This is a genomic window from Apibacter muscae (assembly GCF_007845595.1).
GTDB classification, from domain to species: domain Bacteria; phylum Bacteroidota; class Bacteroidia; order Flavobacteriales; family Weeksellaceae; genus Apibacter; species Apibacter muscae.
In genome coordinates, this window is sequence record NZ_SELI01000023.1 from 353,133 (window position 1) to 375,572 (window position 22,440).

Sequence of the window (22,440 nt, forward strand, 5' to 3'; positions counted from 1 at the left end):
CAAAAAAATAAAATATAATTGATTTTAATTGTTAATATTTTAAATTATAAATAGCAGAAGCTACAATTTTACAATTTTCCTTATCTCCAGGTAGCTTTATAATATCTTTCTCAATTTGCAGTATTCGGTTAGCTATAGACTCAATACTAGCATTTGATTTTTTTAAAATAAAAATATCAGGCAAGTAATTTTGGTATTTATAAGTAGGGTTTAAATCATGCTCCAAATCAGAATACCAATTGATCCATAGTATATCATTAATTCTTTTAAATAAAACAAAATCCTTACTATTTTTAATGGTATTTTTCAATTCCGGTACTCGAGTAAATAAAGACAATGTTGATTCAATATCGTTTTCTAAAACAGAATCTTTAAAATAAATTGCCGTCTCCATAGCTAAAAAAGGAATTTTCCATTCTTCTCTTCTATCAGAAGATGAAGAAGGATTTGCAATTCGATCAATCATTTTTGCTATATTATGAGCTAGAGTGAGATAAGAAGATGGAACAAAAAAAGGATTTTCCTTAGAAAATTTTAAAATATTTTCACCAATATCTCTAGCTTTAGACCAATCCTCAGAGTTTATACCTATCTTTTGTAGCCTTTTAATACAGTAAGGTACGTGTTTTATATACGAATTGTAATAAAATAAAAGAAAACTTCCCCAACCGGGTTTAATAGATTCGGGTATATTATTTAAGATAATTAAACCTGTATTGTTATTATAATCATTACTCATAAGGAGATACAAGCAACAAATGTATAAAAATCTTAATAGTATTTATATAATTTTTTATACAATTTTACAAGTGATATTAATTGAAAAAAGATCTTATTATTTTGTAGATAAGAATTTAATAATTAGTATTTTTACTTAAAATAAGAAATATATTTATGAGTAATTTAATTATTCCTGAAGGATACAAACCTATTCTTAATTTAAGGGAAACTGAATTAGCAATAAAACAAATAAAAGATTTTTTTGAACTAAATCTCTCTTCTGAATTGCATTTAAGAAGAGTTACTGCTCCACTTTTTGTTTTAAAAGGTACGGGTATTAATGATGACTTAGCAGGCAATGAAAGAGCGGTAAACTTTCCTATTAAGGATATGCAAGAGCAAAAAGCAGAAATTGTGCATTCTCTAGCCAAATGGAAAAGGTTAACGCTAGCAGATCTACAAATTGAAAATGGTTTTGGTATCTATACAGATATGAATGCAATTCGTGCAGATGAAGATATGGATAATATTCATTCTATCTATGTAGATCAATGGGATTGGGAACGAGTAATATCTGCTGAAGATCGAAAGATTTCTTTTCTAAAAGAAATCGTTACTAATATATACGATTCTATACGTAGAACCGAATACATGGCATACGAAATATACCCTAAATTAATTCCTCAATTGCCTAAAAATATTTATTTTATTCATTCCGAAGAATTATTGCAAAAATATCCTGATCTTACTCCGAAAGAGAGAGAGCATAAAATTGCCAAAGAATATGGGGCTGTTTTTATTATGGGAATTGGAGATAAGTTAAGCAATGGAGAAGCTCACGATGTACGATCACCGGACTACGACGATTGGACTTCACTATCTGAAAGTCCTTATTCTGGTCTCAATGGCGATATCATTGTATGGAACCAGGTTCTAAACCAATCGCTTGAACTTTCTTCTATGGGTATACGTGTAAATAAAGAGTCACTAATTAAACAATTGCAACTGACTGATAAGGAAGAAAGAAAAGAACTTTATTTTCATCAAAGGCTTTTAAATGATGAACTACCTCTATCTATCGGTGGAGGAATTGGACAATCAAGACTTTGTATGTTCTTATTAAGAAAAGCTCACGTTGGAGAAGTACAATCAAGCATTTGGCCTAACGAAATGAAAGAATCTTGTTACAATGCTGGAATACCTTTATTAATATAAAGATTTTTTTCCACTATATTTGGCAAAGAACTTATGAATAAATGAAATTATTTATCATCAAAATTTATTATTTATCTTAAATTTTGTCTTTTATATGATTTCTTTTAATGGTATGATATTTGTCACCCAAATATAGATTGTTTAATCAAATAAATTTTTAAATTATGGCTTTTGAATTACCAAAACTACCGTATGCATACGATGCTTTAGAACCTCATATTGATGCTAAAACGATGGATGTGCATTATAATAAGCATCATGCGACTTATACTACAAATTTAAATAACGCAGTTAAGGGAACTGAGCTTGAATCTTTACCCATTGAAGAAATTATAGTTAAAGGTTTTAACCAAACCCCTATTAGAAATAACGGAGGTGGTTATTTAAATCATTGTTTATTCTGGGAATGGTTAACCCCTGAAGGACAAGGAAAACCTAGTGGAGAATTAGCTGAAGCCATTGATGCTACTTTCGGATCTTTCGATTCTTTTAAAGATGAATTTTCTAAAGCTGCTAGTGGAAGATTTGGTTCAGGATGGGCTTGGTTGGTTGTGAAAGATGGTAAACTTTCCATAGGTTCAACTGCCAATCAAGACAACCCCTTAATGCCAGAAGTTGGTATTTCTGGTTACCCTATTTTAGGTTTAGATGTTTGGGAACATGCTTATTATTTAAACTACCAAAACCGAAGACCTGACTACATTAATGCATTTTTTAATGTTGTTAATTGGGACAAAGTGTCAGAACTTTATAAAAAACACAAATAATTAAAATATTTTTAAATAAAAAAACTATCTCAATACTGAGGTAGTTTTTTTATTTAATTTTCCTAAATATTGATACTATAGCCAAAAGAACTATAGCCCCAACTAAAGACATAGATAAATCTCCTATTCTACTATTTTCATTTACGGAAATATTCAAAATTTTAAATATCTTAGCTCCTAAAACGCTACCAACAACACCTATTATTAAATTAACTAAACAACCAAAACCTTTACCTCTCATCAATATACCAGCTAAAAAACCAGCAAGAATACCAATAATTATTGTCCAAGTCATACTTTAAATTTTTAGGTTAATAATTCTTTATTTTTTAATATTTTTTTCCAATCTAGATATCCAAATATAGCTATAATAAATAAAAATAGGGTTAGTAATGTATATAGGATTAAACCCTTATGCAATAATAACGGAATAGATATTAAATTACTTATATTTAAATAAATCCAATTTTCAATTTTTCTTTTAGCCAGCAACCACATCCCTGCCCAAGCAAAGGCACTAACCATTGCATCCCATAGGGGGACATCTGAGTTTGTGTGTTTTATCAATATAAAATATAACAAAAAAAATGTTACTATTACTATTAATATTGATTTTCTTTTTTCAGAATTCGAGGACAAACTTATTTCTGCACCTTCTCCATTTTTATTCTTCCACAACATCCATCCATATATACTCATAATAAAATAATACAATTGCAAAAGAATTTCAGCATATAAATGGATTTCAAAATATAAGTAACTTGTAATACATATACTAATTATTCCACACGGATATAACCATACCTTATTCGCTTTTGCAAACAAAACTTGCAACACAGCAAAAAATACACCTACAAATTCAAGCCATTTTATACCATAAAATTGTTCAATAATTGATATTAAGTATGAATTAAAAATTTCCATTAAAATTTTTTAAATTATGGACTTTATTGGTCCTCAATTAAAAAAGAATATATTAATATTTATTCGTAGAATAATTGAGAATAAGTCTTACTATAATTGTATAAATAGTATAATTAGAACTTATTATCCATTTTGGATAATTAAATCTAAAATTTAATTTTTATTATTAAATTTCAAAAAATTGCTTTCATTCTCAAAATAATACACTTGTCCATCGTCGCTAGCTAAGACAATATATGCTAGAGCCTTATCCACCTTTTTATGAGTGAGAGGATCTATTGAATATCTTACTTTCTCATCTTGTGGTATTCTATTCTTACACATTTCACAACAACCATAATACATCTTACCATCAAGCGGTACTTCTAGCTGTTCTTTACCCATATATTCATCATTCACCATACAAACTTTATTGCTCGGAACATGATCTCCTTTTTTAAGAACATTTTCTTTTAACTCCGAAGTATGCTGATTATGTGTGATAACATTAGTATTAGAATTTTTTTCTAAATTTTCATTAGTATTGTTACATGCAACTAAAAAAGTAATTGTAACAAATGCTAAACATGAATATTTAAATTTTAGAATGCTCATAATCTGTAATTTTAATCTTTAAATTTTTAATGTTAATTATATTATATGAAATTTTATATTTCATACCATACTTACAAAGATATGAAATATGCTGTTGTATAATATTGTTATAATATATATTATATATTATATATTATATATTATATATTATTTACTTATTAAATTATAGTAAATCACTTATTTTAAGTTTGTTATAGTCCATGTGATCTTATCGATACTAATAAAAGTATTATTTCAACAAAAGTATAATTTGTATTCAATTTTATTATAATTTTTAATATTTTTACTTTAAATATATATAAATATTTAATTCATAAGTTATGAAACTTGACGGAAGAAGAAGTAGTGAAAATGTTGAAGACCGCCGTGGAAAATCGGTAGGTAAGGCTACTTTAGGTATAGGAGGCACCATTGTAGTAGGCTTGATTGTTTGGTTAATGGGGGGGAATCCCATGGATGTAATCACTCAGCAACTAAGCGATACCAGTCCTACACAACAAACTTACACACCAAATGCCGAAGACGAAAAGTCTGCAGAGTTTGTTAAAAAAATATTAGCGGGTACGGAAGATATTTGGACTGAAATTTTTAAGGAGAACGGAATGACTTATGTTTCACCTAAATTGATCATGTTTAATGGTGCTACCACATCGGGTTGTGGTGGTGCGTCATCCTCTACCGGTCCGTTTTATTGTCCTGCAGATCAAACCATCTATATAGATTTATCTTTCTTTAAACAAATGAAAAATGAACTGAACGCGGGAGGTGATTTTGCTTATGCTTATGTAATTGCCCACGAAGTCGGGCATCATGTGCAAAATTTATTAGGAACCTTGGGTAAAGTTAATCAAGAACAGCAAAGATTGAGTAAGAAAGAGAGCAATCGAATGAGTGTTCGCACGGAATTGCAAGCCGATTTCTATGCAGGTGTATGGGCCTATCATGACAATAAAAATTTTAATTCCATTGAACCGGGTGATATTGAGGAAGGTTTAAATGCAGCGACCCAAATAGGAGACGATCGTTTGCAAATGCAAGCACAAGGATATACTGTTCCGGATGCGTTTAACCACGGAACCTCAGCACAACGTAAACGCTGGTTAAACAAAGGTTTACAAACTGGAGACATCAATCAAGGCAATACATTTAATGTGCCTTTTTCTAATTTATAGTGATTTATAATTGTATTTTAAACATTTATGATTAAATAATTTTTTGATTTATTTCTTCCTTAAAAAAGAATCAATTAAAAATTAAATTTTTTAAGTTAATCAATTATGGTTGATAATGAATAAGAAAAAGGACTGTAAAAATACAATCCTTTTTCTTTATACAATTTATCAATAATTACTGCTTAATAAATTTTAAATTTTCAACTTTTCCTTCAGAAGTATTTACCTTTATAAAGTAAACACCGGATTTCAAATCAGAAATTGGTATGGCTGTATTTTGTGTAATATTATTCATTTGTTTTTTAACCGTTCCATTTATATCTATGATTGATAAATTAGCTGTTGATGATAATCCTTTAATATATAAGGTATTATTATTCTGTGTATAAGGAGTAAGTGGTTCTTCCACACTAAAGGCTGAAAAACTATCTCCCCATATATCTTCTTCTAATGCGACAATTGGAAGTCTATCCATGTAAAAAGTTTCATCATTTCTTTCAACAACTTTTATTTTACCATCCTCTTTAGTATAAGGCATTAGAATATAATCACCTGCCTGAACACTATTCGGTAAGCTACAGGTATAGACAGATCCTTTAACACTATTTGTTATATCTGTGTAAAAATCTCCGTTGGTATAAAATAATCCTATTCTCACTTGTTCCTGATTTTTGGTTTCTATTCTAATCATAAATGGTTTTTCCAGTTCAATTTGAAATAATCTATTTGTCCCTCCATCAGGTATATTTATTTGCATATTGCTGTTAGCTTGAAAATCACTTGAAACAGTAAATCCTCTAGATAGTTTGTATTCTATGGTGATGGGTAAACGATCAATCCAAGGGGTAGAGTTTCCCCTTTTTAAAATAATTTTTTCTCCATTTTGTTCAATGTAAGGCACTAACATAAAGGGATTTACATTGTTTTCAGGCAATTCACAAGTATAAACATATCCATCCACAGACAAAATTTTTATTGGCCCTCTAAAATCACCATTTTTAGGGTTGTACAGTCCAAAATTAAGGTTTTCAAGTTCTGTTTGAGATTTAGCATCTGTGCGTAAGTAGAATTTCACTTGATCATTCTCTCTAAATACATATTTATTATCATCGGTAAGTATTCTAAGATGTGTAGTTAGCTCAGGCATTTTTTTAATTGGCTGAGTACCATTTTTCTGAATATAAAATCCACGAATCCATCCATTGGGCAATTCAATATACCCATTGGGAACTACATGATCAAGACTTAATTTTTTGATATCTACTGAATTAATATCGAAATTTGGGATCAATTCTGAGTATTCGTATTTTTTATAATCAGATTCTTTAATGTATAATTTATACCCCAATTGTTCATCCGGTATTCTTTTTGCCCATCTTATATTAATCCAATGATATAAAACACCGCTGAAAGAAGCTGTTTTCTCTAAATTATCCACCGTAAAAACACTCCAATCATCCACTCTAAGCTTGGCATGCTTATACATCGCGTAAAAATCTCCTTGTGCTAATTCTTGCCAAGGCCCATTCATACGTCCCCCACCCGGCATTAAACTAAATCCATACACATTTTTATTAGGTGCAAACCAATGTCCATTGCTAATATCTCCACTGGCGGTAAGATTTACGGCCATAGGATTATCATTGGTTTTTGCGCCCAAGTATTCTTTAATGTCTTGGTAGGAACCTGTTCCACACATGGCCATTAACTGATAAAAAGCTGCTCTATTGGGAAGCTTCCAATTTTTATCCACAACCCCATTCTCATACATATCTCCGGAAGGAACTTCCATAGGTCCATAAAATTGTCCATAATATCGGTTAAAACTTTCCGCCGGCATATCGTAAGGAACTGCCCAACCGTCCATATGTTTATTGATGAAATTTTGTGTTGTGTAATGCAACACAGGTTCATATAAACTAGCATCCATCCAATAATACTCCCCAATTTTTACCCCTTTGTAGTTAGAAGTAGTATTACCACTGCGAAATTCTAATTCTAGTGGTTCCTCCTGTTTCTGACTTTGTGCTATACCTAAAGTCAGAAATAGTACCATAAAAGAAAATAAAAGTTTTTTCATAAATAAATTTTCAACTAATATAAGTTTTTTATTCCATTATAACATAAGATAATGTATGAATTTTATCATTTGCATCAATCTTAAATTTAAATAATGAGCCTTTCAAATTGGATTAATATTTAAACGTCTTTGTCATTTAAAATATTAGTTTTTAAATAAATCATTTAATTTTAAAACCTCTCTAAAGTTTAAAATGTGTAAACTATACCTGTTTTATTAAGAATTGATTCTATATATTTTCAATAAATTCATTCCCATGAATATTTTAAATTAACTATTTCAATCTATTCTTAGATATTATGATTATGAGTAATACGTATTCAAGAATTTACTAAATGATAGTTACAATTATTTATTATTAAAACTTTTATTAACTTTAAAATATAATACCATAAATGATTAGGTTTAGAAAACCTTTATTTTTGTATAAATATGTAAAAAATGAGAAGATATAATTTTGATGAGGTTATTGATAGAAAAAATACGGATTGCTTAAAATACGATGCTTTAAAAAAAAGGTTTGGAAGTGTTGATTTAATTCCCCTTTGGGTGGCTGATATGGATTTTCAGTCTCCTCCGGAACTTATAGAAGCTTTAGTAGAGCGTACCCAACAAGGAGTTTTTGGCTATCCATACCCCCCTAAAGAATACTATCAATCCATTATAAACTGGCAACAAAAGCACCACGGGTGGGAGGTAAAAAAGGAAGAAATCAGCTACATACCTGGCATAGTAAAAGGAATTGCTTTTGCTTTGGATGTTTTTTCTAACGAAGGAGATCAAATTATTATTCAACCACCGGTTTACCATCCTTTTCGAATTATAAGTAAATTACATAACCGAGAAGTGGTTACCAATCCCTTAGTTTTGGAGGGAACGCAATACCGTATGGATTTGGAAGGATTAGAAAAGTTGATAACTGAAAAATCTAAAATTCTTATACTTTCCAATCCTCATAACCCTGGAGGAAGGGTTTGGACCAAAGAAGAACTTACACAACTGGCAGAAATATGTTATAAACATAAGGTGTTGGTTATTTCCGATGAAATTCATTCCGATTTAGTATTAAAGGGAAATAAACATATCCCTTTCGCTTCCATATCGGAAAAAGCAGAACAAAACAGCATTACTTTTAATGCTCCTTCCAAAACTTTTAACATAGCCGGAATTGTTACCTCCTACTCTATCATTAAGAATGAAGAGATCCGTAAAAAATACCACCATTATTTGGTTAGTAGTGAATTGAACGAAGGTACTATTTATGCTTATTTAGCCTTGCAGACCGTATATGAAAAATGTGAAGATTGGATGATTGAATTAAAGGAATATATAGAAGCAAATATTAAGTTTGTAGATGATTTTTTGAAAAAAAATATTCCTCAAATTAAAGCAATGAAGCCGGAAGCTTCTTTTTTATTATGGCTAGACTGTCGGGAGTTGAATCTTTCGCAAAAAGAACTTACTTCTTTGTTTATAAATAAGGCTCATTTAGCATTGAATGATGGTTCTATGTTTGGAAAAGAAGGAACCGGATTTATGAGAATGAATTTAGGATGCCCAAGAATTACATTGGAAAAGGCTCTTAATCAATTAAAATCTATTCTTTAAATTATGGGCTTAGACATTGTTGAACTGTTTGTTGAAGTTGAAAAAAATTTAATATTGAAATCGCAGACCACGAAGCTGAAAGAGTTCTAACTATTAGTGATTTTGTAAATGTAATCTATCTAAAAACAAAAATTGCTAAAAAAGATAAAGATATTTTTAAAAATATTTATTATAAATTAAAAAATATTTTTTTACGTTTAAATGTACCAGAAAAATTAATTACTGTTAATACGGAAATTACCAGTTTAATTCCACAATCAGAACTAGAACTTTTTTGGAATCAGCTAACATTAAAACTGGATTAAAACTACCTGATTCTAAGATCATTAAATACACGGAAATAATCGAAAATGAAGATGTGAAATTTTTAGGTTTAAAAATTTATACTAAAACTAAAAGATTAAGAAATCACACGCTAAGTCAATTGATTGATTATATAGTTTCTTTAAACTATGAAAGTTTAATTGATTTAAATAAAATTCATAGTAAATATGAAATTGAAAGAACTATATGCATGATTACCTCCGAAAAAAGTGGAGTTGAAATTCATGAAATTGAGCTTTTTCATGCCTTTACTTACGATTTAGGAATGGATTAAATTTCTATATAAGATAAAAAATGAATAACTTTTTCTAAGGTTGAAAAGCAATAATTTTTTTCTTCTATTTGAATGACAAAATTAGAATTTTCTTCTTTTATTACTGTTCTAGCATTTAAATCTATAGAATAACCATTCCTAAGCAAAGATTTTTTTAACCAGTAAATGGGCTTTGAATTGCCAACAATATTTATTTTTAATTTTTTTTTGTTAGTTAAAATTTCATAATCATTCGTTTCATAATTAAATAAAACATCCGTACCTGCAAAAAAATCTATGATGTTTTCATTCAAAGCTAAATCCTCTGTAAATCCGGTTTTAAAATTTTCACCTTTAATAAAAGCAATCTGATCTGCAATGCTTAAACCTAAATTTAAATCGTGAGAAGTAAAGAGCACAATTTTACCTTTATCTTTAGCTAGGAATTTTATAAATTTTGTGATTTCTAACTTATTCGTTATATCTAAATGAGACGTAGGCTCATCTAAGATTAATAATGGAGTGTCTTGCACAAAAGCTCTTGCAATCAGAGCTTTTTGTAAATTCCCATCAGACAACTGAGTAATATAATAATCTTTATATGGTGTTAATTTTAAAAGTTCTAATATGTTATCAATATTTTTTTTTTCTTCGGGAGTTATCTTTTGATACCACTTTTTGTAAGGATATCTCCCTAGAGCTACAAGATCATAAACTTTTAAAAATGGACTTATGTTACTTCTGGATAAAACCACGGATACTAATTGGCTTATTTTCTCCAGTGAAATAGAATTAATATTCTGATTGTTTATTTTTATCTCTCCTTCTAAAGAAGGTATTTCATTTAGTATAGTTTTAAGCAAGGTGGTTTTACCCGTACCATTTTTTCCAATTAATAAAACAATATCCCCTGATTCTAAATTCAAATTTATACGGGACACTAAAGCTTTATTATAACCTATGCTAAGATTGTTTATTTGTAAAATATTAGCATATAAAGAATTTTTCAATTGAAATTGGTTTTAGAATTGGTTTTTAGAATCATAACTAATATAGTGGGTACTCCTATTATGGATGACAATATATTTACCGGTAATTGTGTATAACTCATAACTAAGCTTACTATAAGCATAAACCCTACTCCAACCCAAATATTTAATATAATTTGGTTCCATAAAGAAGCTGGATTCCAGATTTGCCTGCAAAAATGAGGAATTATTATTCCTATAAATACGATAGGTCCTAACATGGCAGTGGTACTTCCGGATAAAAAACATACGGAAAGGATTATGCAGGCTTTCATTGAAATTACACTCACTCCTAAAACCTTAGCATATTCTTCTCCAAGGAGAAATCCGGTTAAATTTTTTACAGACATTAAAGCTAAAAATAAACCAAGGACAATGAATAATGCATAAATAATTAATTGCATAGATGTTAAACCTTCAAAGGATCCGAATGACCAGAATACGTATTGTTTTAATTTTTCTGATTGTGAATAAAATTGTAGCATGCTTATTATAGATCCACAGAAAGAAGAAATTAAAAATCCAATAATAATAAACATGGAAATATTTTTAATCTTTTTTATCGTTAACAGTAAAAATATCGAGACAATCAATGCTCCTAAAAAAGCGCCAATTGCTAACATCCAATTACTGAGTAGTGGATATTCTAAAAGCCAATAACTACCTCCAAAAAAAATTATTAATGAAACCGATAATGCAGAAGCAGAAGATATTCCTAATATGGAGGATTCCGCTAAAGGATTTTTAAATAATTCTTGTAATAAAAAACCACTTACGGGTAATGAAATTCCTGCTAAAACTACTGCAAAAATTTTATTAAATCTGTATGAAATAATTAATCTCTTAGTTTCATCTTCAGATAGAAATAGATCACATAATGAAATGTTTTCATATCCGGTTAATAAATTAATGAATATTAAGCTAGTACAAAATAAGACTAGCACCACTAATAATATTATAAATTTATTTGAAAACACTGAACAAATATAAATAATCTTAAAGGTTTTATTTTTAATAATTTTATACAAAATTTTTCTATATTAATTTATTATTTTTGTTAAAAGATAAAGTTCATAATCCATGATTATTAATTATTTTTCTATGAATAATTAATAAAATATAAATTTTTGAGTTTATTTTAAATTAAAATATGGCTTGGTTTTACTAAATATATTAATTCCTATAATCATTAAGATGGCTAAATATGTAACAAATACTGAAAGCTAAATACCTATACAAATAAGAAATATTTTGAAAAAAAATAATGAATTAGAATTCTCAGCACTTATTGAAGGCAATCAAGGCATAATTCATAAAGTCTGCCGACTTTATACCAATAACGATGAAGATTCTCAAGACTTATTTCAGGAAATTGTTTTACAACTTTGGAAATCCTATAAAACATTTAAAGGCAATTCAAAATTTACCACATGGATGTATAGAGTTGCTCTAAATACTGCAATCACACTTTTTAGAAAATCATCTAGAAAAATAGAGACACAGGAAATCGATCATTCTTTATATAAAATTTCTGATGATAATGATTTTTCAATTAAACAGGAACAAATAAATTTTCTATATGAATCAATAAAAAAACTCTCAGAAATTGAACGTGCTATAATTCTTCTTTATCTAGAGGATTTGCCCTACAAAGAAATTTCAGAAACCTTAGGAATAACTGAAGTAAATGCACGCGTAAAGATTAATAGAATAAAAGTTAAGCTTAAAGATATTATGAGTAAAAATGAATAAACAAATGGACATTGATCATATAAAAAAGTATTGGATTACTCAAGATAATAACAAGAATTATTCTCAAGATGAGTTAATTTCAATGCTTAATAAAACCTCAAGAAATACAGTTAAATATATAGTCGCTATAAGTATAATTGAATTTGCAGTGATGATCCTTTCTCTAATTATTTCATTAACTACAGATAGAACTATTGTTTTTAATAGCTTAGATGTAAATGGACAAAAAACATTTATTAAAGAAATGCAAATTAGTGATGCTTTAACTTATCTTAATATTATAATATCCATTTTCTTTATTTACAACTTGTATAAATCTTACAAGGATATAAATATTCTCAGTTCAACTAAAGAGCTTATAAATAAAATATTGGGATTTAGAAAGCGTATAAATACTTTACTTGCAATAAACATAATTCTTGGATTTATAATTTTATACTATACAAGTTTTTACGATTTTATGCATATTATAAAATCCAGACATTCATATTACGAGCAGGGTATATTTAAAAGCTTATATATTCCTTTTTCATCTCCTAAATACATTATTATATACATTATTATATGCATAATTTTTATTGCTATACTAATGGTTTACTATGGGTTAATTTATGGAATTTTATTAAAAAAACTTAAAAAAAACTTGGAAGAAATAAAAAAATTAGACATTGAATAAGTAAATCTATAAATAAACTATTAAAATTATAAAATTTAACGATTTTTTGTTATCAAAAGAATTTAATATACTTTTGCAAATAGCATATGACTCCATCTAAATATACAGAAGATAATATAAAAACTCTTGATTGGCAGGAACATATACGTATTCGTCCAGGTATGTATATCGGAAAACTGGGAGATGGTTCTTCCCCTGACGATGGTATATACATTCTGTTAAAAGAAATCATAGACAACTCTATAGATGAGTTTGTTATGGGGGAAGGAAAAAAAATTAAAATTTCCTTAAACGAGAATAATATTAAAATTCGTGACTATGGAAGAGGGATTCCTCTTGGGAAAATGGTAGATGCTGTTTCTAAGATGAATACTGGGGGTAAGTACGATTCCCGTGCTTTCAAAAAATCTGTAGGACTAAATGGTGTAGGTACTAAAGCTGTAAATGCTCTTTCCTCTTATTTTAAAGTACAAGCAACAAGAGAACATCTTACGCGCTTTGCAGAATTTTCCAAAGGTATTCTAACCTTTGAGAGTGATGAAATTGAATCTAAAGAAACAAATGGAACAGAAATAATTTTTGAACCAGATCCTAGCATTTTTGGAAATTTTAAGTTCCGAAAGGAATATATAGATAAAATGCTAAAAAACTATGTTTATTTAAATCCTGGTTTAAAAATTTATCTTAATGGTGAAGAGTTTTATTCTGAAAATGGACTGCAGGATTTACTAGAAGAAAATATAGAAGGTGATACCGTATATCCTATCATTCATTTAAAAGGCGAAGATATAGAGGTAGCTATAACTCACGGAGAACGATCTCAATCGGAATCCTATTTTACCTTTGTAAATGGACAACATACCACCCAAGGAGGAACCCACCTGAATGCCTTTAAGGAAGCTTATGTGAAAACCATTAGAGAATTCTACAATAAAAACTACGAGGCAAGCGATATTAGAAAATCCATTATAGCAGCTGTCTCTATAAAAGTAATTGAACCCGTATTTGAATCACAAACAAAAACCAAACTCGGAAGCAATGAAATGGGACCAAATTTACCCTCCATCCGTGCATTTACCACTGAGTTTTTAAAAAGTAATTTAGATAACTTTTTACATAAAAATTCTGAAATAGCAGAATCTCTACAAAGAAAAATTATTATTTCAGAAAAAGAGAGAAAAGAATTATCAGGAATACAAAAATTAGCTAGAGAAAGAGCAAAAAAAGTAAGTCTACATAATAAAAAGTTAAGAGATTGTCGCCAACACTATAACGATCAAAAATCTCCAAGAAAATTAGAATCAACCATATTTATTACGGAGGGAGATTCAGCTTCTGGGTCTATAACTAAAAGCAGAGATGTTGAAACACAAGCGGTTTTTAGTTTAAGAGGTAAGCCATTAAATAGTTACGGCTTAACTAAAAAAATTGTGTATGAAAATGAAGAATTTAACTTATTACAAGCAGCATTAAACATTGAGATAAGTCTTGAAGATCTGAGGTACAACAACGTAGTTATAGCTACTGATGCAGATGTAGATGGTATGCATATTCGTTTGTTATTAATTACCTTTTTCTTACAATTCTTCCCTGAATTAGTAAAAAATGGGCATTTATATATACTACAAACTCCTCTATTTAGAGTTCGCAATAAGAAAGAAACACGGTATTGTTATTCTGAGGAAGAAAGAATAAACGCGTTAAACGAGCTTGGTAAAAGCCCTGAAATCACTAGATTTAAGGGATTAGGAGAAATATCCCCCGATGAATTTAAAAATTTTATTGGTAGAGATATTCGTCTTGAACCTGTAATGTTAAGTAAAGATACCTCTATTGAAACATTATTGGAATTTTATATGGGTAAAAATACCCCTAATAGACAAGAGTTCATAATAGATAATTTGGTAATTGAAGCGATTAAATAAAAATTAGATTTATGAAAATACAAAACAAGGAAACGCAAAATAAATTAAAAATTGTTAATATTTTAACTTTAATCGTTTGTGTAAGTAGTATTATTTTTATTTATTTGGATATACGATCCCTTCAATATAGGGATGATTTAGTTTTCATCCTTAGTTTACTTATTTTATTATACCTTACCTACTTAGGCTGTCCTTTCTTTAAATACGACGGAGAAGGAGAAACACTTATTTTCCAAAACAAAAGATCATTGGCATCATCCGTATTCGTTAAAGAATTACAATCGGATTTCCCTAAGAGGAAGTTAAAAAAATTTAATATTAAAAAAAGTTATTTTTTTAAAAAGACACTTGAAATCTATATTTCAAGTAATAGAGTATCGGGTGGATTATCAAAACTAAGGTTTGATATATCCTATCTATCATCCAAACAAATTAGAAATTTAAAAATTTCATTGGACAAAGTTGTCAAAGAAAACAAGCTATCTGATACCCAAATTAATAAATCGTAAACTAAAATAGTTTTAAATAATATTATGCAAGAGCCTAATCAGGAGAACTTAAAGCCATCAGAACAAGTGGAACAAACTCAAAAGGTTTCTGGTATGTACAAAACTTGGTTTTTAGATTATGCTTCATATGTTATTTTAGAAAGAGCTATTCCATCCATTTTTGATGGATTAAAACCTGTTCAAAGAAGAATTCTCCATTCAATGAGAGAATTAGAAGATGGTAGATATAACAAAGTAGCAAATGTGGTTGGTAACACCATGAAATATCACCCACACGGGGATGCAGCCATTACAGATGCTATTGTACAAATAGGACAGAAAGATATTTTAATTGATACCCAGGGGAACTGGGGAAATATTTATACCGGAGATGGTGCAGCTGCTGCTCGGTATATAGAATCACGGCTTACGCCTTTTGCATTAGAGGTGGTTTTTAATCCTAAAACCACGGTTTGGCAATCTTCTTACGACGGAAGAAACAAAGAACCAGAAAACCTTCCGGTAAAGTTTCCTTTATTATTATCTCAGGGAGTTGAAGGGATTGCTGTAGGTTTATCCACCAAAATATTGCCTCATAATTTTGTTGAACTGATTGATGCTTCAATAGCATATTTAAAAAATAAACCATTTACTTTATATCCTGATTTTCAAACTGGAGGATTAATTGATGTATCTAACTATAATGATGGAGAAAGAGGAGGTAAAATAAGAGCCAGAGCTCGAATTTCTAATCCGGAAAAAGGTCTATTGTTAATTAATGAAATCCCTTATGGCACCAATACTAGTTCTTTAATCGATAGCATTATTAAAGCTAATGATAAAGGAAAGATTAAAATAAAAAAAATTGAGGATAATACTGCAGCAGAAGTTGAAATATTAGTATATCTCACCAATGATGTATCTCCTGACAAAATGATTGATGCATTGTATGCCTTTACAGACTGTGAAGTATCAATCTCACCGAACGCTTGCGTAATTGATATTGATAAACCAATTTTTACCACGGTTTCAAATATTCTTAAATCCAATACAGATCACACCGTTGATTTGTTAAAAAAAGAATTAGAAATTGAATTGGAGGAATTGCAAGAGCAATGGCACTTTTCATCATTAGAACGTATTTTTATAGAAAATAGAATTTATCATAAAATTGAAGAACTTGAAACCTGGGAGGAAGTAATTGATACCATTGATAAGGCTTTAAAACCTTTTACTTCACATTTAATTAGAGAAGTTACGGTTGAAGATATTACAAGGCTTACAGAAATTCGAATAAAAAGAATAACACGTTTTGATCTAGGCAAAGCAGAAGAGCATATTCTAGCACTGGAGGGTAAAATTGAAGAAGTAAAATATCATTTAGGAAATCTTATCTCTTACGCCATAGACTATTTTACCAACATTAAGAAGAAGTATTCAAAAGGGAAAGAAAGAAAAACTGAAATTAGAACTTTTGATACCATTGATGCGGCTAAAGTAGCTGTAGCTAATATAAAGTTTTATGTAAATAAAGAAGAAGGCTTTATAGGTTATTCTTTAAAAAAAGATGAATATTTATTTGATTGTTCTGATATTGATGATATTATCGTTTTTAGGAAGGATGGTATAATGTTAGTGACTAAAGCAGACGCTAAAACATTTGTTGGAAAAAATATTATCCATGTGGGTATATGGAAAAAGAATGATAAACGCACAGTTTATAATTTGATCTATAGAGTAGGGAAAATGGGACCCTGGTTTATGAAAAGATTTCCCGTTACCTCCATTACAAGAGACAAAGAATATCAATTAATCTCTGAGGATAAATATTCCGAAATCCAATATTTTACTGCGAACCCTAATGGAGAAGCTGAAGTAGTTACTATATACTTAAAACCTAGCCAAAGATTAAAAAAATTAAAATTTGATTTAGATTTTTCTGAATTATCCATTAAAGGAAGAAGTTCCAAAGGAAATTTGGTAACAAAATATCCTATTAAGAGAATTGAATTAAAAGAATCTGGAATATCTACTTTAGCTCCAAGAAAAATTTGGTTCGATGATTCTATATTACGCTTAAATGTTGATGGTCGGGGAACTTACTTAGGGGCTTTTAAAGGAACAGATAAAGTTTTAACTTTAAGCTCCAAAGGTTTCGCCAAATTACATACTTTTGATCTGCTTAATCATTTCGACGATGATATAATAGTCATTGAAAAATGGGAACCTGAAAAACCTATTTGTTGTATATATTACGATGGAGAAAAATCCATTTATTTTATTAAGCGCTTCCTATTAGAAGATACCTTAAATCCACAAATATTCTTCCAATCTGAAAACCCAAAATCTTTTATAGAATGGGTGGGAACTGGCGGAAAATTAATTGCTGAAATTAATTTTGGAAAAGATAAAGAAACTGAAACCATTGACTTGGAAGAATTTATTTCTATTAAAGGAATTAAAGCTCAGGGCAACCAAATTTCCAAAGAAAAGATAAGAAATATTAAAGTAGAAGAGATTAAACCGGAAGAGGAAATTTTAGAAGAAGAAAATCATTTGGAAGAGGATAACCTTGATGCGAATGGAGAGCAAATTAATCTTTTTTAAATTCACTTATTTCAACTTTAATAAAATACTTTAGTAAATCCTAATTCTTTAATTTTAATAAAAGGAATCTAAAAATATATAAAAAAGATATTCCATTTAGGAATACCTTTTATAATTAATCATATATTTTAAAATTTTAATCGATATACTGAATTGATTTATCAATTGCATGCTCTAGACCGTATAGATTTTTTCCTCCTGCTGTTGCAAACGAAGGCTGTCCTCCTCCTCCACCTTGTATTTCTTTCGCTAATTCTCTCACAATTGCACCTGCATTCAAATTTTTAGATTTAACCAAATCATCAGAAATACCTATAGATAAAGTAGGTTTATTGTCCGTTTTAGTTCCCACTACAATAAATAAATTTTCTATTTCATTTTTTAACTGAAAAATTAAATCTTTTACAGTAGCATTGTTTAATTCTGTAATTAAACCGATATACTGAACTCCATTTATTTCCTTTATAGAATTTTTCCAAAGAAATTTTTCATTCTTCGCTTTTTCTTTTACTAATTGCTCGATTTGCTTTTTTAGTTCTTCATTCTCCGTAATCAGTTTTTCAATTGATTTTATGGGTTCTTCATTTTTTAATAAAGACTTCACCTGCTCGTAACTATTAAATTCTTGTTTTAGAAAATCTAACGCTGTTTTACCTGTAATCGCTTCTATTCTACGAACTCCAGCGGAACTGGAAGATTCACTAATAATTTTGCAAATTATTATTTCCTGTGTATTTTTTACATGTGTACCTCCACAGAGTTCTACGGAATCTCCAAATTTAATTACACGAACAATATCTCCATACTTTTCTCCAAATAAAGCCATCGCTCCCATGTCTAAAGCTTTGGCAAATGGAACTGATCTATTTTCGTTTAATAAAATTCGTTCCATAACTTTTTTATTGATTTCAAACTCAACCTGTTCAATTTCCTCTTCAGTCATTTTACTAAAATGGGAAAAGTCAAAACGTAGATAATCAGGTCCAACATAGGAACCTTTTTGTTCCACATGATTTCCTAAAACTTTTCTCAGTGCTGCATGCAACAAATGGGTAGCTGAATGGTTTTGTGAAATTGATTCTCTCCTTGCTTGGTCTACTACTGCTTGAAAGGGAAACTCTATATATTTAGGCAATTCTTTGACGATATGAACGATCAGATTATTTTCCTTTTTAGTATTAAGAATATCAATCTTTTCATTATCATTCATAATATATCCAGTATCACCCACTTGTCCACCGCTTTGTGCATAAAAAGGTGTTAACTGAAATACCAACTGATAAAATTCTCCTTCTTTGTTTTCAATTTTTCTATATCTAGTTACTTTAACTTGAGTATCTAAATAATCGTAACCTACAAATTCTTCTTGTAAATCTTCATGCAATACAACCCAGTCATAAGTTCTAAATTTTCCTGCTGACTTAGATCTTTCTTTTTGCTTACTCATTTCTACCTCAAATCCTTCTTCGTCTATGGAAAGTCCTTTTTCTTCTGCGATTATTCTTGATAAATCCGAAGGAAAACCATAGGTATCATAAAGCTCAAAAATAATCTCTCCTGGAATAGTTTTAATCGTTGGATTATTTTCTATAAAAGAATTCATTCTAACTAAACCTTGATCAATCGTTCTTAAAAATGAGGACTCTTCTTCTTTAATTACCAAAGCGATATGCTCCGCTTGCTTGGATAATTCTAAAAAATATTCTCCCATTTGAGTATTTAGGATAGGTACTAATTGATACAAAAGAGGTTCTTTCATATTTAGTATTCTAAATGCATAACCTACTGCCCTTCTAAGAATTCTACGTATTACATATCCAGCACCTGAATTGGATGGCAGTTGCCCATCGGCAATAGAAAATGCAATGGCTCTTACATGATCTGCCAGTACTCTAAATGCTACGTCTGTATTTGAATTTGCTCCGTATTTATAACCAGAAATTTGCTCCAATTTTGCAATTAAAGGCATAAAAACATCGGTATCATAGTTAGATGTTTTTCCTTGTAGAATCATACACAGACGCTCAAACCCCATCCCAGTATCAACATTTTGTTTAGGAAGTTTTTCAAGAGTTTTATCTGCTTTACGCAAATATTCCATAAATACCAAATTCCAAACTTCAATTACTTGTGGGTGGTCTTGGTTGACTAATTTTTTCCCATCTATCTTTTCTTTTTCGTTTAGAGGTCTTATATCTACATGGATTTCAGAACAAGGTCCACAAGGTCCGGTATCACCCATTTCCCAGAAATTGTCTTTTTTATTTCCTAGCAAAATTCGGTCTTCTGTAATATGTTCTTTCCAAAAATTATAAGCTTCTACATCTTTATTTAAATTTTCTATAGAATCCCCTTCAAAAATAGTTACATAAATCCACTCTTTAGGTATTTTATAAACTTGGGTTAATAATTCCCAAGCCCATGCAATGGCTTCTTTTTTAAAATAATCCCCAAAACTCCAATTCCCTAGCATTTCAAACATGGTGTGATGATAGGTATCTTTCCCAACATCATCCAAATCGTTATGTTTACCTGAAACTCTTAAACACTTTTGGGTATCTGCTATTCTAAAACTTTTAGGCTCTTTATATCCTAAGAAAAAATCTTTAAATTGAGTCATTCCGGAATTGGAAAACATTAAGGTAGGATCGTCTTTTAAAACAATTGGGGCAGATGGAACTATTGTATGTTGTTTAGATTCGAAAAAATCTAAAAATGTTTTTCTTATATCTTTTGAAGTCATTTGTAAATAGGCTTATTTATAAAATTTTAAATTAATTAAATATAATAATTAATCATATTAATGGTATATAACTAATGAATCTTGGCATTAGTTTTAAAGTTTATCATTTCCTGTAAATCATTTAATGAATATTGTATCCACTCTATTTGTTTTTCAATTTTTCCTTCTTCATCCAAATAAAACCAAGAAGTAAAAGGTGTTTCAGGTATTAAATTGCCGTTATAATAATACGGATTGTATTGACCAGAAACTGCTACAACACTGTCGTTAGCTAAAATACTTTTTAAGCTAACCAATTCGGAATAATTGGGATGTTTTTTAAAATTTGTATCCTCCCATCCATACATAGATTTAATTTGATCTTTGCCTTCAAGGGTGGAATTTAATAATCCATCTTCCCAAATTGAATGCGCTGAATAAAAATCCATTAGTTTGTGAATATCTTTTCTTTCAGAAAAAACATTATAAAAATCATGGATTATTTTTATATTTTTATCTTGTTTTATAGTGCAGGACATTAATAAAAAACCTGCAAACAGAAGTAGTAAGAATTTTCTCATATTTATGCGTGTAAAGTTACAAATTTTAAAATTACATTCTATTTTTCTTCATAGATCTAATGTTTTTTTATGTGCTATATTGACTTCATGTAGTTTTCAATTTTAAAATTACAGACGTAAAATTCCTTTAATAATTTTTATTTAGATAACGTTTAAAATTTTAGTGAATGAATTTTAAAAAATTCTTAGAATATATTATTGATAATTAATTAATAATTAAGGCTTTATGAATATATAGATAAGAATAGCTAAAAAAATTAACATCTCTAAATTTTTTTAACTTTAATTTAACCTATGGCATTTTACTCTTTATATATAAAGGTTTAGGTGTTATTTTATTTAAGTAAAATACTTATTATTTAGTTTTAAGAATTTTTTATTTTTTGTTGATCGTACTTTTGCCTCATTAATCAATATTAATAAGAATATGAAGAAAGTAACGTTTGTTGCAATTTTATTAGTATCCTTGTCTTTTACGGCTTTTCAAACTAAAACTGTTTTTTTTGATGAAAGTGATAAATTTGAACTTCCTTTAGATACTATAGTTGCAGATACATTACAAAAAAATAATAAACTTATTTTAAAAGATTCTTTAACTGATTCCTTATCTATCAATAAGGAAGATAATTTAGAAAATGATAATGTAGCAATAGTTGAAGAATCTAAAAAACTATCTGCCGGGAAAGTTTCTTGGTACGGTGGTAAGTTTCATGGTAGACTTACTTCAAGCGGTGAAAGATATGATATGAATGCTTATACCGCTGCCCATAAATCTTTACCCTTTGGTACTAAGGTTAAAATTATAAATCCTAAAAATGGTAAAGAGGTTATAGTGCGTATCACTGATCGTGGACCTTTTGTACCTAAAAGAGAATTTGATTTGAGTAAAGCTGCATTTGCTGAACTTGCAAGTTTAAATTCCGGAGTTTTAAATGTCCAGTATGTAGTTTTATAAAAATTTTAAACTCCGATTTCATCGGAGTTTTTTTATTATTAACATTTAC

Annotated in this window: 20 protein-coding genes; 11 read left to right on the plus strand and 9 right to left on the minus strand. The window is 29.1% G+C overall.

Annotated features, from left to right (window positions below; all coding sequences use genetic code 11):
* Nucleotides 1–31: 31 nt before the first annotated feature.
* Nucleotides 32–739: a hypothetical protein gene (locus tag ETU10_RS10400; protein ID WP_146312066.1), complete on the minus strand. Its 708-nt coding sequence runs from the start codon at nt 737–739 to the stop codon at nt 32–34.
* A gap of 155 nt (nt 740–894) precedes the next feature.
* Here ETU10_RS10400 and asnA point away from each other — a divergent pair, with 155 nt between their 5' ends.
* Both asnA and ETU10_RS10410 read left to right on the plus strand, forming a co-directional pair.
* Nucleotides 895–1,935 (plus strand): aspartate--ammonia ligase, encoded by a 1,041-nt coding sequence (asnA, locus tag ETU10_RS10405; protein WP_146312068.1) that lies wholly within the window; start codon nt 895–897, stop codon nt 1,933–1,935.
* A 164-nt stretch (nt 1,936–2,099) separates the two neighbouring features.
* Nucleotides 2,100–2,702 (plus strand): superoxide dismutase, encoded by a 603-nt coding sequence (locus ETU10_RS10410; RefSeq protein ID WP_146312070.1) that lies wholly within the window; start codon nt 2,100–2,102, stop codon nt 2,700–2,702.
* Between the two features lie 49 nt (nt 2,703–2,751).
* Here the strand turns inward: ETU10_RS10410 and ETU10_RS10415 are convergent, their stop codons facing one another.
* The 3 genes from ETU10_RS10415 to ETU10_RS10425 form a co-directional block, all read right to left on the minus strand.
* Nucleotides 2,752–2,997: a GlsB/YeaQ/YmgE family stress response membrane protein gene (locus ETU10_RS10415; RefSeq protein ID WP_146293520.1), complete on the minus strand. Its 246-nt coding sequence runs from the start codon at nt 2,995–2,997 to the stop codon at nt 2,752–2,754.
* Nucleotides 2,998–3,008: 11 nt separating this feature from the next.
* Nucleotides 3,009–3,626 carry a nicotinamide riboside transporter PnuC gene (pnuC, locus tag ETU10_RS10420; protein ID WP_146312072.1) on the minus strand — a complete coding sequence of 206 codons (618 nt, stop codon included), beginning with the start codon at nt 3,624–3,626 and terminating at the stop codon, nt 3,009–3,011.
* A 153-nt stretch (nt 3,627–3,779) separates the two neighbouring features.
* Nucleotides 3,780–4,220 carry a hypothetical protein gene (locus ETU10_RS10425; RefSeq protein WP_146312074.1) on the minus strand — a complete coding sequence of 147 codons (441 nt, stop codon included), beginning with the start codon at nt 4,218–4,220 and terminating at the stop codon, nt 3,780–3,782.
* Between the two features lie 320 nt (nt 4,221–4,540).
* Here ETU10_RS10425 and ypfJ point away from each other — a divergent pair, with 320 nt between their 5' ends.
* On the plus strand, nt 4,541–5,392 hold the full coding sequence (gene ypfJ, locus ETU10_RS10430; RefSeq protein ID WP_146312076.1) for a KPN_02809 family neutral zinc metallopeptidase: 852 nt from the start codon (nt 4,541–4,543) through the stop codon (nt 5,390–5,392).
* 175 nt (nt 5,393–5,567) lie between these two features.
* Here ypfJ and ETU10_RS10435 read toward each other — a convergent pair whose 3' ends face one another.
* Entirely contained in the window at nt 5,568–7,472 is a 1,905-nt protein-coding gene (locus ETU10_RS10435) for a T9SS type A sorting domain-containing protein (RefSeq protein ID WP_146312078.1), read from the minus strand.
* Nucleotides 7,473–7,913: 441 nt separating this feature from the next.
* Between ETU10_RS10435 and ETU10_RS10440 the strand changes: the two genes are divergently transcribed.
* Complete coding sequence (locus ETU10_RS10440) at nt 7,914–9,080, plus strand: MalY/PatB family protein (RefSeq protein ID WP_146312080.1); 1,167 nt, start codon at nt 7,914–7,916, stop codon at nt 9,078–9,080.
* A gap of 274 nt (nt 9,081–9,354) precedes the next feature.
* Complete coding sequence (locus tag ETU10_RS10445) at nt 9,355–9,678, plus strand: hypothetical protein (RefSeq protein WP_146312082.1); 324 nt, start codon at nt 9,355–9,357, stop codon at nt 9,676–9,678.
* On the opposite strand, the gene ETU10_RS10450 is transcribed toward ETU10_RS10445, so the two are convergent.
* Together ETU10_RS10450 and ETU10_RS10455 are read right to left on the minus strand one after the other, a co-directional pair.
* Nucleotides 9,675–10,667 carry an ABC transporter ATP-binding protein gene (locus ETU10_RS10450; protein ID WP_146312084.1) on the minus strand — a complete coding sequence of 331 codons (993 nt, stop codon included), beginning with the start codon at nt 10,665–10,667 and terminating at the stop codon, nt 9,675–9,677. The genes ETU10_RS10445 and ETU10_RS10450 overlap by 4 nt on opposite strands.
* Nucleotides 10,664–11,662 carry a FecCD family ABC transporter permease gene (locus ETU10_RS10455; protein ID WP_185145094.1) on the minus strand — a complete coding sequence of 333 codons (999 nt, stop codon included), beginning with the start codon at nt 11,660–11,662 and terminating at the stop codon, nt 10,664–10,666. The genes ETU10_RS10450 and ETU10_RS10455 overlap by 4 nt, the downstream gene beginning before the upstream one ends.
* Before the next feature lie 274 nt (nt 11,663–11,936).
* Between ETU10_RS10455 and ETU10_RS10460 the strand changes: the two genes are divergently transcribed.
* The 5 genes from ETU10_RS10460 to ETU10_RS10480 all read left to right on the plus strand — a co-directional run bounded on the left by ETU10_RS10460 (nt 11,937) and on the right by ETU10_RS10480 (nt 18,133).
* The gene (locus tag ETU10_RS10460; protein ID WP_146262802.1) at nt 11,937–12,437 is read left to right on the plus strand and encodes an RNA polymerase sigma factor; all 501 of its coding nucleotides are present in this window, start codon (nt 11,937–11,939) and stop codon (nt 12,435–12,437) included.
* Complete coding sequence (locus ETU10_RS10465; protein ID WP_146262801.1) at nt 12,430–13,113, plus strand: hypothetical protein; 684 nt, start codon at nt 12,430–12,432, stop codon at nt 13,111–13,113. Before ETU10_RS10460 ends, ETU10_RS10465 begins: the two co-directional genes overlap by 8 nt.
* Nucleotides 13,114–13,199: 86 nt before the next feature.
* Nucleotides 13,200–15,038 carry a DNA topoisomerase IV subunit B gene (locus tag ETU10_RS10470; RefSeq protein WP_146312088.1) on the plus strand — a complete coding sequence of 613 codons (1,839 nt, stop codon included), beginning with the start codon at nt 13,200–13,202 and terminating at the stop codon, nt 15,036–15,038.
* An 11-nt stretch (nt 15,039–15,049) separates the two neighbouring features.
* The gene (locus ETU10_RS10475; protein WP_146262799.1) at nt 15,050–15,547 is read left to right on the plus strand and encodes a hypothetical protein; all 498 of its coding nucleotides are present in this window, start codon (nt 15,050–15,052) and stop codon (nt 15,545–15,547) included.
* Nucleotides 15,548–15,571: 24 nt separating this feature from the next.
* Entirely contained in the window at nt 15,572–18,133 is a 2,562-nt protein-coding gene (locus tag ETU10_RS10480; protein WP_146312090.1) for a DNA gyrase/topoisomerase IV subunit A, read from the plus strand.
* 136 nt (nt 18,134–18,269) lie between these two features.
* Here the strand turns inward: ETU10_RS10480 and alaS are convergent, their stop codons facing one another.
* Together alaS and ETU10_RS10490 are read right to left on the minus strand one after the other, a co-directional pair.
* Complete coding sequence (alaS, locus tag ETU10_RS10485; protein ID WP_146312092.1) at nt 18,270–20,876, minus strand: alanine--tRNA ligase; 2,607 nt, start codon at nt 20,874–20,876, stop codon at nt 18,270–18,272.
* A 71-nt stretch (nt 20,877–20,947) separates the two neighbouring features.
* Entirely contained in the window at nt 20,948–21,436 is a 489-nt protein-coding gene (locus tag ETU10_RS10490; protein ID WP_146312094.1) for a nuclear transport factor 2 family protein, read from the minus strand.
* A gap of 427 nt (nt 21,437–21,863) precedes the next feature.
* Between ETU10_RS10490 and ETU10_RS10495 the strand changes: the two genes are divergently transcribed.
* Nucleotides 21,864–22,391, plus strand: a complete 528-nt coding sequence (locus tag ETU10_RS10495; protein ID WP_146262794.1) for a septal ring lytic transglycosylase RlpA family protein — start codon at nt 21,864–21,866, stop codon at nt 22,389–22,391.
* The last annotated feature ends 49 nt before the right edge of the window (nt 22,392–22,440 follow it).

Coding starts and splice junctions, on each gene's coding strand:
- ETU10_RS10400 (WP_146312066.1), bottom strand. CDS start 739: ATGAGTAATGATTATAATAACAATACAGGTTTAATTATCTTAAATAAT.
- asnA (WP_146312068.1), top strand. CDS start 895: ATGAGTAATTTAATTATTCCTGAAGGATACAAACCTATTCTTAATTTA.
- ETU10_RS10410 (WP_146312070.1), top strand. CDS start 2,100: ATGGCTTTTGAATTACCAAAACTACCGTATGCATACGATGCTTTAGAA.
- ETU10_RS10415 (WP_146293520.1), bottom strand. CDS start 2,997: ATGACTTGGACAATAATTATTGGTATTCTTGCTGGTTTTTTAGCTGGT.
- pnuC (WP_146312072.1), bottom strand. CDS start 3,626: ATGGAAATTTTTAATTCATACTTAATATCAATTATTGAACAATTTTAT.
- ETU10_RS10425 (WP_146312074.1), bottom strand. CDS start 4,220: ATGAGCATTCTAAAATTTAAATATTCATGTTTAGCATTTGTTACAATT.
- ypfJ (WP_146312076.1), top strand. CDS start 4,541: ATGAAACTTGACGGAAGAAGAAGTAGTGAAAATGTTGAAGACCGCCGT.
- ETU10_RS10435 (WP_146312078.1), bottom strand. CDS start 7,472: ATGAAAAAACTTTTATTTTCTTTTATGGTACTATTTCTGACTTTAGGT.
- ETU10_RS10440 (WP_146312080.1), top strand. CDS start 7,914: ATGAGAAGATATAATTTTGATGAGGTTATTGATAGAAAAAATACGGAT.
- ETU10_RS10465 (WP_146262801.1), top strand. CDS start 12,430: ATGAATAAACAAATGGACATTGATCATATAAAAAAGTATTGGATTACT.
- ETU10_RS10470 (WP_146312088.1), top strand. CDS start 13,200: ATGACTCCATCTAAATATACAGAAGATAATATAAAAACTCTTGATTGG.
- ETU10_RS10475 (WP_146262799.1), top strand. CDS start 15,050: ATGAAAATACAAAACAAGGAAACGCAAAATAAATTAAAAATTGTTAAT.
- ETU10_RS10480 (WP_146312090.1), top strand. CDS start 15,572: ATGCAAGAGCCTAATCAGGAGAACTTAAAGCCATCAGAACAAGTGGAA.
- alaS (WP_146312092.1), bottom strand. CDS start 20,876: ATGACTTCAAAAGATATAAGAAAAACATTTTTAGATTTTTTCGAATCT.
- ETU10_RS10490 (WP_146312094.1), bottom strand. CDS start 21,436: ATGAGAAAATTCTTACTACTTCTGTTTGCAGGTTTTTTATTAATGTCC.
- ETU10_RS10495 (WP_146262794.1), top strand. CDS start 21,864: ATGAAGAAAGTAACGTTTGTTGCAATTTTATTAGTATCCTTGTCTTTT.